We start from the raw sequence: 13203 nt of genomic DNA, 5'->3' as shown, positions 1-13203 counted from the left end.
GAGCCTCTATTTAATTCCCTAGAATTTCATAGTATTTGCATTAAATCAATTTTAAAATTTGTTTTATACGTATTACGAGATATTGGGAATCCCTTCCTGATTATTTTCTTTATATTCTTTTAGTTTTTTGTAAAGCTGAATCTTTAAACGCCTCAACGCATCTTCTTTGTTGTTTTCTATGCTATGGACTTGTATGTAAAAAATCGTTTGATTGTTGCAATCATTGATATTTACCTCAAGAGAAGCTTTTATTTTTTGTTCTTTTTGATCTGTGTTGATCGCGATCTTATTATAAATAGTTTGGACATCTTTTTCATCTGTATTTTGTATGAATTTTGCGTATTCTGAACTCAACATTTTTACTGCATCAGGGTCGCTTTGAGGGGAAAAAACTAGTTTTGCTTTTGGGAGGGGAGAATTTTGAGTTAGCATATTTTCATAAGCTTTTAATGATGCAACTTTTGAGGAAAAATCAAGTGCTTGAATACTCTGAGCTGTTGAATTTGCTTGTTCTAGGAGATTTTCAAGGATATTCTTATCTTTGATTGAGATTGACTTACAAAATTTAGGGTTAAAGTCTTTGAGCTGTTCATATAAATTCTGGTATTGATTTTTTAGACCTCGAACAAGCAAATCTTTGGATATTTTGATTTGAGAATAATACACTTTGTTTTTATATTCAGTATGCGTGAGTATTATATTTTGAAGTTCTATTGTCTCTATAGAAACTTTAATGTCTTGTAAGATCTTTGAGTCTTGTTTTTGATTATCCTGTGAGTTTAAAATATTGGTATTTGAACTCACTTTGAGTTTTATACTTGATGCTAGATCGTTGATGGCATTTTGTTTAGATTTTTCAAGACTATCCCCACTACCATTTCCGTACAAAAAGACATTATCCCTAGTTATAGAGAGAAACCATTTTGGTGGAGATGAAATGGTTTCCAACCTGAAACAAGCAACAAAAAATAGTGCAATAAAAAAATATATTAAATTTTTCAGTATCAATTTATCACCAAGCAACAGATTTATTTTTGCCTAGTTTGATTATATTGGTTTCATCATCCCATACTACAAGACCTGTTTTAATATCTGTGAGCGTCAATAAGAAATAATAATCCACTCTTTGTTTTGAGCCTATTTTTGTATTCCTTTGAACAATCTTTCCAGAGAGAGATAACTCTGGGGCAATAAGACTTCCTTTTTCTTGCACAGTATATTGATTGAATTCGCTATTTGTTCTTGCTTCTCGGGCTTGTTGTAACATTTTATCAGTGCTTCCACCACTCCCTGACATTGCCATTGTGAGGATAAATTTTCCACTATTTCGCATATCTCGAGTTATTTTTCGGGTGAGTTCTTCTGTGCTAAAATTTTGCATTGTATCATTTATGACATCAGAAATTGCTAGAACCTTTGGTTTTTTTTCAGTAGCAAGATTTTTTACATAACCACTTTGAAGCAAGGATTGGACACTTTTTTTTGCAGCATCTTCGATATCGTGATAATCAAGTCCTATGCTTGTGTATTCTTTGGAATCCTTTGTATCAATATATTTGATTTTGTCCGCACATCCAACAAAGATGAGAGCACTTAAGGTTATTGTATTGAGTATTTTTACATTCACTTTTTTTCTCCTATGATTAATTTAGGTATTATATTATTTTTTGTTGTTCTTATGTATAAAAGATTGTTGGTATTTTTGCATACGGTGTATTCTTTTTTTTCTTTGTTTTTTAAGATTGGATTTTGTGTTGGGTCATCAAAAGAAGCTTTATTGGCATTACAATTGATAAGTTTGATTTCAAGTATTTCTTTTTGATTGGCTTTTATGGTTATTTTTTCTTCATTATTTTGCACTCGATTTAGCCATATTTTATGTGGAAATACCGTGGTGATTCTTGTGTCAGCTGCAGTTGTAGTTGCTGAAAAAAGAGCTCCACCCATAGCTCCATAACCCCCTAATATTTGCTTTAAAACACTTTGCATTGAAGCTTTATAAACCGCAGAGATAATAGCACGAGTGATGATATAAGGTAGTTGTTTGGAAAATTCATTCGCAATAACGCCATCAATAAGAGAAATTTCTTCAAAATTTTTAGAACCTTTTGTGTCTATCATATCAAATGAATCATAAAAACTAGAGCCCTCTTCTAATTGGGGTAACGCTAATCCAAAATAGAGCACCTGATCGCTTATAAGATATAAGGGTAGATTGATGCTGAATTCTTTTTTTGTAGGGGACTTGCCATCTTCAATTACAATCCAAGTATATTTTTTCTTCATGTATTGTTTTTTTTCAAACAAGATCATATCTTCAGCAATTAGCTTGGAGCGATTGATTCCATAAGCTTCTTTGAGCAGATCTATTCCTTTAAAATCTCCTTGTAAAGAAAAATATAATCCTGAAATATACGATATTGCAGGATTGATAAAACCATCATATATCGCAAAACGTTTCAGATTTGAATATTGAGAATTCAAGATGTTGTCAATTTTATCACTTGAAACATTTTGATCAACTTGTTTTGCTTTAGGATCTTTTTTGTATTTTTCTTCTTGATTTTTTAGTGCTTTTTGGATTTCTTTTTGATAATAATCCTTTGCTCTTCTTTGCCTATCATTGGCACGATTGAACTCAACTCTTGCTCTTAAATCATCATCCATCATCAATGCATTAAGAGCTTTATAGTAGTTTATAAGAACGCCTTCATAGAGATTTCCTTGATAGCTTTTTATATTATCATTGAAAAGAGTTGCACCCACATTGCTAAGGGAACTTGAGAAAAATCCTTGTGCTTGGTTTTTGTTTATTAGATTTTCAGCGGCATCTAAAATAGACATTGATTCTTTGTATTTCCCGGCCATGTAACCACTCACGCCACTTTGGATTTTCCATAAAAGATTGTTTTGAGCCATTTTTTTTGAGAATTCAAAAGCTTTTTGTTCATTTTGATTATAATAGAGTGTATCAAAGGTATTTAGATTCCCCTGATAGGAACATCCAGTCAATAAGAGGAAAAAAATAAAAACTAAGGAAACATAAAAATTTTTCATTATAGAACTTTTCTAAAGATTTTTTTTAACTCTGTTATTGAATCCCAAAAAAGCTTAAATTTCAATTACTATCAAAAAATTGCTATTTTTCTAATAGATAATCTATTTATTAGCTATTGCAGGAGTTTAAGAATAAAGCTATCTATAAAGTAAAAAAGGGCAAAATTGCCACATCATAAAGTTCAACATAATAGAGGCCAAAATGTACCCCCCATTCATACAACCAGATGATCTTCTGATGCTTGAGAAAATGTCCAATACAATTCGTTTTTTATGTGCTGACATGGTTCAATCCGCAAATAGTGGGCATCCTGGAGCTCCAATGGGATTAGCAGATATTGCCTGTATCCTTTCTTTGCACATCAATGTTAATCCTAAAGATCCTGATTGGATCAATCGTGATAGGTTGGTTTTTAGCGGAGGCCATGCCAGTGCATTGGTGTATAGCTTACTTCACTTATGGGGATTTGATTTAGATTTAGAGGATCTGAAGTCTTTTCGTAAATTTGGCTCAAAAACACCTGGCCATCCTGAGTTTGGTCATACAGAAGGCGTTGAGATTACTACAGGTCCATTAGGACAGGGGGTAGCTAATGCAGTGGGATTTGCCATGGGTGCGAAATATGCACAAAAGATTCTAGGGAAAGAGGTCATCAATCACAAGGTTTATTGTTTTTGTGGGGATGGAGATCTTCAAGAGGGCATCAGTTATGAAGCTTCTTCTATTGCAGGACATCATAAGCTTGATAATTTAATTGTGATTTACGATAGTAATGCTATCACCATAGAAGGTGGTTTGGATGTCGCAATGAGTGAAGATGTGAGTCAAAGATTTATTGCTCAAGGGTGGAAGGTGCTAAAATGCAATGGACATGATTTTGTTTCCATTAATAACGCCTTCATAGATGCCAAAAAATCTGATAAACCAACCATTATCATAGCCAATACAAGAATTGCTAAAAATGCAATAGGCTTGGAAGGTTCTCACAAATCACATGGATCGCCATTAGGGGAAGAAATTATCAAGGTTTCCAAAAAGGCTTTAGGTTTTGATGAAAATGCTACATTTGCAATTTCTTCAGATGTAAAAATTCGCTTTTTAAATGTATTAGAAAGAGGTGAATTGGCACAAAAAATTTGGTCAGATGAGCTTACAGAGGATATAAAAGCAAAGATCTGCGATTTGAAGAATCCTCATTTTGCTAATATTTCTTACCCTGATTTTTCATCTTCTGTTAGTTTAGCTACAAGAGTGAGCAATGGAAAGATTTTAAATGCGATTTCACAAGCCTTGGAGGGTTTTATCGGTGGAAGTGCAGATCTTGCACCTTCTAACAACACGCACTTAGAAGGAGAAGGAGATTTTCCTAACGGGAAAAATTTACATTTTGGCATACGCGAACACGCTATGGGAGCAATCAATAATGCGCTTGCAAACTACGGATTATTTTTACCATTTTGTGCAACATTTTTTGTATTCAGTGATTACATGAGTGCGAGCATTCGAGTAGCTTCTATCATGAAGGCGAGGTTATTTTATATTTTCACACACGATAGCATTGGAGTGGGAGAAGATGGAGCAACTCATCAGCCTATTGAGCAACTCACTCATCTAAGGGCTATTCCTAATCTTTGTGTATTTCGTCCTGCTGATGCTTATGAAAACATTGCTTGTTGGCAAATAGCACTCAAAGCAAATGGTCCGAGTGCATTTATTTTGTCTAGGCAGAATTTACCTGTTTTAAATCCTATTGTGGAAGCAAAAGTTGCTAAGGGCGGTTATATTCTAAGAGATACTCCTTCAGCAAAAATAACACTTCTAGCTAGTGGATCTGAAGTGCATATCGCACTAGAAGGAGCAAAAAAATTAGAAGAAGAAGGAATTAGAACTAGAGTTGTGAGCGTACCTTGTTATGATCTGCTCATTTCTCAAGATAAAGAATATATCAGTTCTCTTTTTGGAGATACAAAGGTTTTGGCCATAGAGGCTTCAAGAGGAATTGAGTGGTATATTTTTGCCGATGATGTGCTCGGTATGGAGGGCTTTGGAAGTTCAGCAAAAGGTGATGAATTATTCAAGCATTATGGCTTCAGTCCTGAAAATATTATCATTAGGGCAAAGGCATTACTAGGATATTCTTAAAAATATTACCAAACCAATAAATTTGCTACAATAATCAAAAGGCCAAATAAAGGGATCTAATTTGAAGGAATTTTTTGAAAAAAAATCTCCCCTATATGTATTTTCTACCCAAAGATATGCTAATGAATTCTACCAAGAATTAGGAGATGGTTTTTTACCTCAGGCAATGGGGGCAGGGGAATTTTTTTCTACGATAGTGTTTGTGCCATTTGCCAGAGTTGTTCCAAAGAATGTTCGCAAGATTTTTTTATTAAGCACTATAGCAAATATTGAAAATTTAACTTCTGAGTTGGTGTTTGAAAAGAGCTTTTTAGGTTATTTAGAAAGCAGCTCTTTTTTGTTTAATTTTTTTGATGAGATGGCTTCGTTTTTAATAGATATCAAACAAATTCCTTTAAAAGATACATATGGAGATTATGAAGAATATTTGAATGTGATTTTTGGTATTGGTGAAAAATATCATCAAAAACTCAGAGAGTATGGATTTTATGATACTTTAGTAGGAGATAATTATGAAGTTTTGGGTGAATATTTCGAAAATATATCTTCTGTGGAGTTTTATCTAGATGGTTTTTTATCCACACAAGAGAGAGAAATTTTACTCAAAATCTCTAAGATAGTGCCTGTTTTTTTGCATATCAGAACTGATAGATATAATTTTTCTCATTTTGATTTTTTAAATATTTCTCTTCAGAGCAATTTTGATTATAAAATCAATTTGGAAAATTCTGAAATCATTACAAAAGAACCTGCGAAGGATATGGGTGAGATAGAGGTTTTTGGTTTTGGTTCAAGATTATCTCAGAGTGCTTTGGTCTTTGCACGAGTCAATGAATGGTTAAGTTCAGGTATAGATCCTCAAAAAGTAGCTATTATTACTCCAAGTGAAGATTTTGCAAAGTATCTCAAACTTTTAGATAGACACAACAATTTGAATCTAGCTATGGGCAAGAACATAGAAGAATCTCACTATATAGAGATTTTAAAAGAAAAACTCAGATCAATAAAAGAAAGTCCAGTGCAAATAAAAGAACATTGTCTAGATTGGCTTTTAGAACTAACAAATGAATCTTTGCAACTAGCTCGTGATAAATCAATTTTGATAAATTTTCATAATGAACTCATTGCATCTTATGAAAAAATCAGGAAGATATTTGATGAATTTTCTTATATTGAGACTTTAGAGCTGTATTTAAGTGATTTTTTGAATTTTCGTATTAATGATGTGAGTGGTGGAAAAATTAGAGTGATGGGCGTTTTAGAATCTAGGGGCTTAAGCTTTGAGGCTGTGATAATTGTAGATTTTAATGACCAGTTTGTTCCCAACTACAAAGATAGTGATATGTTCTTGAATACCGCCATTAGAAAATCATTAAAAATTCCTACCATAAAAGATAGACAAGATTTGCAAAAGCACTATTATTTACAAATTTTTAAAAATACTCGTAAAATTGATCTTACATTCACAAATACTCAAAGCAATCCCCATTCTAAGATGATTGACGAACTTGATTTGAGCCAAAAAATTATTGATGGAGAAGAGAGATACAGTATTTTTCCTATCAATGAGGAAAAAATTTATCAAAAAGAAGAAATTATTGATAAGATACCCTTAGATTTTGTTTTTTCAGCTTCAAAACTCAATACATTTTTTTCTTGCAAAAGAAGATTTTATTATGCTTATATACAAAAACTTATACCACCAAAAGAATCTAGCGGTGAAATAAGCTCAATTTTACATCAAGCATTGAATTTGGCCTACAAACCCTTTATTGGTAAAACTCCCAATATAGATAATATTAAAAAAAATGTTCAAGACTATATCCATCAAGTTAAAACCAATAATGGAATTGATAAACTCAAGTTAGAGATAGCCACTTTTGAACTAGCAGATTTTTGGGCAACAGAACAAAAAAGAGCATCAGATGGATGCGTTGTGCTTGATTGTGAGAAAGAATTTCATGCAAATATAGGGGGTTTTAATTTTCTAGGACGTATAGATAGGATAGATCAACTAGGGGATATCTGTTATTTGATTGATTATAAATTCAAATCCAATCTCAGAGTAAATCCAAAAAAAGAAGATAATAGTGATTTTCAACTCTCAATCTATGATTATGGAGCAAGATCTTTAGGATATGAAGGAAAAATAAAGGGGTATATTTATGATCTCAAAAACGGAAAATTAATAGAAGAAGAATCTTTTGAGGATAAAAAGGAGCTATTAATAGAAGAGCTAAAAATATTCCAAAAAGAAATAGACTTTGAGATCACACAAGATAAAAAGAACTGCAGATATTGCCCTTATGTTGATATTTGTTGCATATAAAGAAGATTTTTTTTTAATCTTGCAAACCCATAATTTGTTCTTTAGAAACTATGGTGAATTGTGTATTTTCGTTGTATTTAGAACTCCTAGCTTCCTCTAAAAGTTGTTTGATGTCTGCATCCACATAAGGATCAATGTAGCCTAGTTCAAATTTTTGAGAGCTTATATTTGCGTAAAATTCCCCATCTTTTTTTACAATCACGACACTATAATCCTTAGAAATAGACATAATCTGAATTTTTAAAGACATTTCTAACTTTTGATTGGTAGTAAAGATTAAGAATTTTTTCTCATGTGTTTGTTTGTATTTGTAGTAGTAGTTATATACAGCTTTCTCATTCTCGCTTAATTTGTTTTTATCTAATCTACGCAAATATTGACCTAAAAATGTCATTGTGCAGTATGAGTCATTGATATCGTGCTTGAAAAACATATTTTTTATGGCCTTTGAACTCATTCCTAGTTTCCATATTCTGTTATCAAGCTGAGTTGCACAAATATTCATTGCTTCAACTGTCTTATCAATGAGAAGTTCATAGAATTTTTTAAATGTTGTTTCAAAAAGTTTAAAAAATTGCACCTTAAAATCTTCAGCTAATTTTGTAAGATTTTCTAGAGTTTTTTGGAGTATTTTTATTTCTTCTTCGGATTTTGAAATAATAGCACGTATATTTTCTAGTTTCACATTCAGGGCTTTTTCGTCATTTTTTTTGTTTTCTAATTTGAGTCTTATCTGTTTGATTTCAAACACACTATTGCGGATTTTATTATTGAGTTGAAGGATTTTCTCTCTTGTGCCTAAAATGGCCTTACTAACTCCTTTATAGTTATATTGCATCTCTAAAAAAGATTCTTCATAGATTTTTTCAGCATTGATATTGATATTTTTTGTAAAATTTTTATAAGAATATTCTAATCTATTGAGTCTTTGAAGATCAATGCTGAAGGTATCCATTGTGATATTTCTATCTGTGAATACTAAATAATCCATAGCTTTGAGTAAAAATCGCTTGGTTTGAAGATAATTGATCTTGGCTTTTTCATTTGATTCGTTCATAATGAAATTAATGGCACTGAATTCCTGTGCGAAATACTCTTTCAGACAATCTTGAACAGATGAGGTCAATTCAATAGATCTGAGTGTAAAATAATTGGTTTCTTTAAAAATTTTTTGTGCAATCTGGTTGCGAATATCCTGCTCTTTTTGTTTGAGCTCTTCATCAGAGTTGCTTTTCCAAAAATCTATTTCTTTTATGATTGAATCAGGTGGAAAATCTTGATAATAGGAAGCTTTAGCGTCCGTGATTGAATAACCATTACTATCGCATCTAAATTCTACAAGCATTCCCACAACGGGTAAAAACCTTGAATCATGCCAACTCTCTTTTCTGAGTTCAAATATTTTCTTGGAAGAATTGGTCACCACTCCTGAACCCGTTGAAATGGAATATCTCAATATTTTCCCGTGCATTCTTAATCCTAAATTTTGTTGTGTATTGGCTACTATGCTATAATTGCAAAAATCAAAGATTTTATCCAAAAGGACAAGCTATTAAAAAATTATACACTTTTGTCATATTTTCTGCAACTTCCATATTTTTTTCTATTGCGACAATATTTGGGAATACTGGCTTGGTAGGGAAGTTTGGAGTTTTTTTTGCAGAAAAAAATATCGGTATTTTTGGATATCTTTCTTACGTGTATCTATTATTTTTGATTTATCCTGCGTATAGATTTTATAAAACTCAAGAGCTTACTCAACGACGTTTAGAGCTTATACTGGGAGGGATTTTAGGATTTTTAGCATTGCTTGTTGCTCAAGCTATGATCTTCAAAAAAGGTCTTTTGGGGCAGATGATTGTAGATTTTTTGCATCCCTTTATAGGTCTTTTTGGGATTTTTATTTTAGTATTCATTATGTTTTTTATTGCTTATATGATTTTTTTTCAAAAGCATTTTATGCAGGTAACGTATGTTTGCAAGCTTTATGTCAAAAAACTATCTGAGTTTTTGAAAGATTTTTTTTCTGAAGATCTAAAAAAATATATATCAATATACAATCGCTCCAAAGATCGTATTCAAAAAAAATCTAGGAGTGATTTTGATACTGAAATATTTGATCTAAAAATATCTGCGCAAATAAGCGATCTTGAACCTGAAAAAAAACCGACTAGTTCTGTGCCTGATATTGGTTTTGATGAAAAGAACATTAGGGTGATTTATAATCAGGTCATTGATAAAGATAATCAAGAAAAAAAATATGCAGATATGGTGAGATTGGTGGGTGAAGATGAACAGCTAGAGGCACGAAAGGAAGATATCAAATATTTACTTGATAAAAATAAAAAATTCTTTGAACAGCTTTCTGAAGAACACTTTCAAGAAGAAAAAAAACAAAAATCTACTCACAATGCTGATGAAATTCTAAAGGATATCTCAAAAAATATTCAAATCCCAAGAATTTCACCCAAAGAAGAAAATCAACCAGTCATTTCTGATGTGGATCAAGACAAATCAAATGTTAAGCGGGATTTAGATCTTCAAATACAGAGTTGTTTTGAAAAACAATCATTACAAGATTTTGATTTTAAGGAGTCTTTTGAAATCCTAGAGTCACAAGAGGAAACTCAAACAATTGATTTTATAGAGCCTGACAATATGCTTACTAAGAATCAAAATAGATCTAATAGACCATTGATAGTAAAAGAACTTAGTGAAAATACAGAGCTTCTTAAAGGACTTGAATTTGGAGAACCAGAGAAGCCAAAAGACTACAAACTTCCTAGTCTTGATCTTTTGGAAAAACCAAAAACCAAATCAATTCAAATTGATGAGAATGAAATAGATAAAAAGATTCAAGATCTTCTTGCAAAACTTAAAATGTTTAAAATTGATGGAGATATTGCTAGAACGTATTCAGGCCCTATTGTCACAACTTTTGAGTTTAAACCCGCAGCAAATGTGAAAGTCAGTAGAATTTTGACATTAGGAGATGATCTAGCGATGGCGCTTAAGGCTCAGTCCATACGAATTCAAGCACCCATACCTGGAAAAGATGTGGTGGGTATTGAAATTCCTAATTCTAAAACTGAGATTATTTATTTGCGTGAAATATTACAAAGTGAACTTTTTGAAAATTCTTCTTCGCCTTTGACATTAGCACTTGGAAAAGATATCGTTGGTAATCCATTTATCACTGATTTGAAAAAACTCCCACATCTCCTCATTGCAGGAACAACAGGGAGTGGAAAAAGCGTGGGAGTGAATGCTATGATTTTGTCACTTCTTTTTAGGAATTCCCCAGATAGTCTTAAACTCATTATGATAGATCCAAAAATGGTTGAATTTAGCATGTATAGCGACATACCGCATTTGCTCACTCCCATTATCACAGATCCTAAAAAAGCAATTTCAGCACTTGCGAGTGCAGTGAATGAAATGGAACGTCGTTATAAGATTATGAGTGAGTCAAAAACAAAAAATATTGACAAATACAATCCAAAAGCCAAACAAGAAGGTCTAGAAGTTTTCCCATTTTTGGTAATTATTATCGATGAGCTTGCAGATTTAATGATGACAGGAGGAAAAGAAGCCGAATTTCCAATTGCTAGAATTGCACAAATGGGAAGAGCAGCTGGACTTCATTTGATAGTGGCCACTCAACGTCCAAGCGTGGATGTAGTTACAGGTCTTATTAAAACAAATCTTCCTTCAAGGGTGAGTTTTAAGGTGGGTTCAAAAATAGATTCTAGGGTTGTTTTAGATACTGAAGGGGCGCAGAGTCTTTTAGGAAGAGGGGATATGTTATTTACTCCACCAGGAATTAGTGGAGTGGTTAGGCTTCACGCTCCTTGGGCTTCTGAAGAAGAAATTGAAGAAATTGTCGAGTTTATTAAATCGCAAAGAGAGGTTCAATATGATAAGAATTTTTTGATTCAGGAGAGTCATCTTATTGCTAAAAGTATTCCCTCTGAAAGTGGTGAAATCATTAATGAAGCTAAGAGAATTATATTGCAAGATCGAAAAACATCCATCAGTTATTTGCAAAGAAAACTTGGGGTAGGATATAACAAATCTGCCTCTATAATTGAAGAACTCGAAAATGAAGGGTTTCTTTCTTCTCCAAATTCAAAAGGAATCAGAGAGATTATAGGAATCTAATTTTTTTTCAATTTTTTTGAGAAATTTTCTTATTTTTGAGTTAATATTTTAAAATATATTTTAAAGGATTTTTATGTGGATTACTAGACAAATTAGCCCAAATTTCAGACAAGAATATACTATCGAAACTAAAATTCTTGATGCTAGAAATAAAGAGCATATTTTAGAAATTTTTAAAAGTGATGATTTTGAACAGATTGCAATGATAGATGAAAAATATATTATGTTAAAAAAATATCTCTATATTGAAAGTGAGCTTAATGCACATATAGGGATGTGTTCGCACCCTGATGTAAAAAATGTCCTCATATTGGGTGGATTTAACATTGAGATTGCCCATGAAGTTTTAAGGCATGATGGAGTAAGAGTTGATTTTGTTCAAAGCGATGAAAAGATTTTTGATTCTTTCATAAGTTTTTTACCAAATTTCTCTCCATTAATGCAAGATGCTAGGTTTAAAAAATATATAAGGGCAATTGATTTGCCTGTAAAAAAATATGATCTGATTATTTGTCTAAATCAACCAAATAAGCACGAGATAGATGGTATTTCAAGAATGCTTTCAAAAGAAGGGATTTTAATTTTTTCTACCAAGCATCCATTATTGGAATTTGATTCTTTTAAAGATAGCATTACAACTAGTGGAGAATTTTTTAATATTGTGATGCCATTTTTTGCTCCTTTATCGATTTTAGCTGATAAGGGTTTTATTTTTGCCTCTAAAAGATACCATCCTTTAGCAGATATGTTGTTGCAAAAAATTGATATGCTAGATGGACTTAAATATTATAATTCTGATATTCATCAGGCTAGTTTTGCATTACCCAATATTTTGAATAAGAAACTTAAGGGTGCATTAAAAAACTAAATATGTCAGATTTTAAACACGCCATAGTTATTACAGGGGGTATAGGGAGCGGTAAAAGTTCAGTTGGAGCTATTCTTGGCTTATATGGTTATACTATCATAGATGCTGACAAGATAGCCCATCAGGTTCTAGAAGAGAATAACATCTCAATTAGAGAATTATTTTCTGAAGATATTTTAGATAAAGAATACAAGATAAATCGAAAAAAACTCGCTCAAATTGTATTTTCCAATCAGGATAAGAGGAAAAAATTAGAAAATTTCCTACATCCTAAAATACGTCAAGAAATATTCAATCAGGCTCTAAAGCTTGAACTGTATGAACAATATTATTTTTTGGATATCCCTTTATTTTTTGAGGTTGGAGGTAAAAAAATTTATCCAGTTGATAAGGTTTTGCTGATTTATTGTCCCAAAGAAAGACAAGCACAAAGAATTATGGCTAGAGATAGCATTTCACAAGAAGATGCATTCAAGCGAATTGATGCTCAAATTGACATTGAGTACAAAAAAGAACAATGTGAGTATATTATTGAAAATACAAAAGGACTAAAAGAGCTTCAAAAGGAAGTAGAAAATTTTTTACAAAAACTCTAGTAGTGTTCTGTAAGCAATAAAAGTTTATAATTCCACAGATCTTAATCCT

9 protein-coding genes are annotated in these 13203 nt (G+C 31.9%); 5 read left to right on the top strand and 4 right to left on the bottom strand.

Translation table 11 applies throughout. From position 1 onward, the window contains the following. Positions 1 to 72 precede the first annotated feature (72 nt). The 3 genes from BKH42_RS02525 to BKH42_RS02515 all read right to left on the bottom strand — a co-directional run bounded on the left by BKH42_RS02525 (position 73) and on the right by BKH42_RS02515 (position 3057). Positions 73 to 948, bottom strand: a complete 876-nt coding sequence (locus BKH42_RS02525) for an LPP20 family lipoprotein (protein ID WP_257874237.1) — start codon at positions 946 to 948, stop codon at positions 73 to 75. Between the two features lie 64 nt (positions 949 to 1012). Then, positions 1013 to 1627 carry a penicillin-binding protein activator LpoB gene (lpoB, locus tag BKH42_RS02520; RefSeq protein WP_095294543.1) on the bottom strand — a complete coding sequence of 205 codons (615 nt, stop codon included), beginning with the start codon at positions 1625 to 1627 and terminating at the stop codon, positions 1013 to 1015. Next, a complete protein-coding gene (locus BKH42_RS02515) occupies positions 1624 to 3057 on the bottom strand; it encodes a hypothetical protein (RefSeq protein ID WP_095294541.1) in 1434 nt (477 codons plus the stop codon). The genes lpoB and BKH42_RS02515 overlap by 4 nt, the downstream gene beginning before the upstream one ends. 202 nt (positions 3058 to 3259) lie before the next feature. On the opposite strand from BKH42_RS02515, the gene tkt reads away from it, so the two are divergent. Both tkt and BKH42_RS02505 read left to right on the top strand, forming a co-directional pair. Beyond that, positions 3260 to 5200: a transketolase gene (gene tkt / locus BKH42_RS02510; protein ID WP_095294539.1), complete on the top strand. Its 1941-nt coding sequence runs from the start codon at positions 3260 to 3262 to the stop codon at positions 5198 to 5200. Between the two features lie 61 nt (positions 5201 to 5261). Then, entirely contained in the window at positions 5262 to 7529 is a 2268-nt protein-coding gene (locus BKH42_RS02505; protein WP_095294537.1) for a PD-(D/E)XK nuclease family protein, read from the top strand. A gap of 13 nt (positions 7530 to 7542) precedes the next feature. Here the strand turns inward: BKH42_RS02505 and BKH42_RS02500 are convergent, their stop codons facing one another. Then, a complete protein-coding gene (locus tag BKH42_RS02500; RefSeq protein WP_095294535.1) occupies positions 7543 to 9000 on the bottom strand; it encodes a hypothetical protein in 1458 nt (485 codons plus the stop codon). A 161-nt stretch (positions 9001 to 9161) separates the two neighbouring features. Between BKH42_RS02500 and BKH42_RS02495 the strand changes: the two genes are divergently transcribed. From BKH42_RS02495 to coaE, 3 genes are all read left to right on the top strand, one after another. Further along, entirely contained in the window at positions 9162 to 11690 is a 2529-nt protein-coding gene (locus BKH42_RS02495; RefSeq protein ID WP_257874233.1) for a DNA translocase FtsK 4TM domain-containing protein, read from the top strand. Positions 11691 to 11763: 73 nt separating this feature from the next. Beyond that, positions 11764 to 12558, top strand: a complete 795-nt coding sequence (locus BKH42_RS02490; RefSeq protein WP_095294533.1) for a spermidine synthase — start codon at positions 11764 to 11766, stop codon at positions 12556 to 12558. 2 nt (positions 12559 to 12560) lie between these two features. Next, on the top strand, positions 12561 to 13154 hold the full coding sequence (gene coaE / locus BKH42_RS02485; RefSeq protein WP_095294531.1) for a dephospho-CoA kinase: 594 nt from the start codon (positions 12561 to 12563) through the stop codon (positions 13152 to 13154). The last annotated feature ends 49 nt before the right edge of the window (positions 13155 to 13203 follow it).

Source organism: Helicobacter sp. 13S00482-2, from assembly GCF_002272795.1.
Lineage (GTDB): Bacteria > Campylobacterota > Campylobacteria > Campylobacterales > Helicobacteraceae > Helicobacter_J.
This window is presented reverse-complemented; position numbering and strand designations above follow the sequence as displayed.

Coding starts and splice junctions, on each gene's coding strand:
- BKH42_RS02515 (WP_095294541.1), bottom strand. CDS start 3,057: ATGAAAAATTTTTATGTTTCCTTAGTTTTTATTTTTTTCCTCTTATTG.
- tkt (WP_095294539.1), top strand. CDS start 3,260: ATGTACCCCCCATTCATACAACCAGATGATCTTCTGATGCTTGAGAAA.
- BKH42_RS02500 (WP_095294535.1), bottom strand. CDS start 9,000: ATGCACGGGAAAATATTGAGATATTCCATTTCAACGGGTTCAGGAGTG.
- BKH42_RS02490 (WP_095294533.1), top strand. CDS start 11,764: ATGTGGATTACTAGACAAATTAGCCCAAATTTCAGACAAGAATATACT.
- coaE (WP_095294531.1), top strand. CDS start 12,561: ATGTCAGATTTTAAACACGCCATAGTTATTACAGGGGGTATAGGGAGC.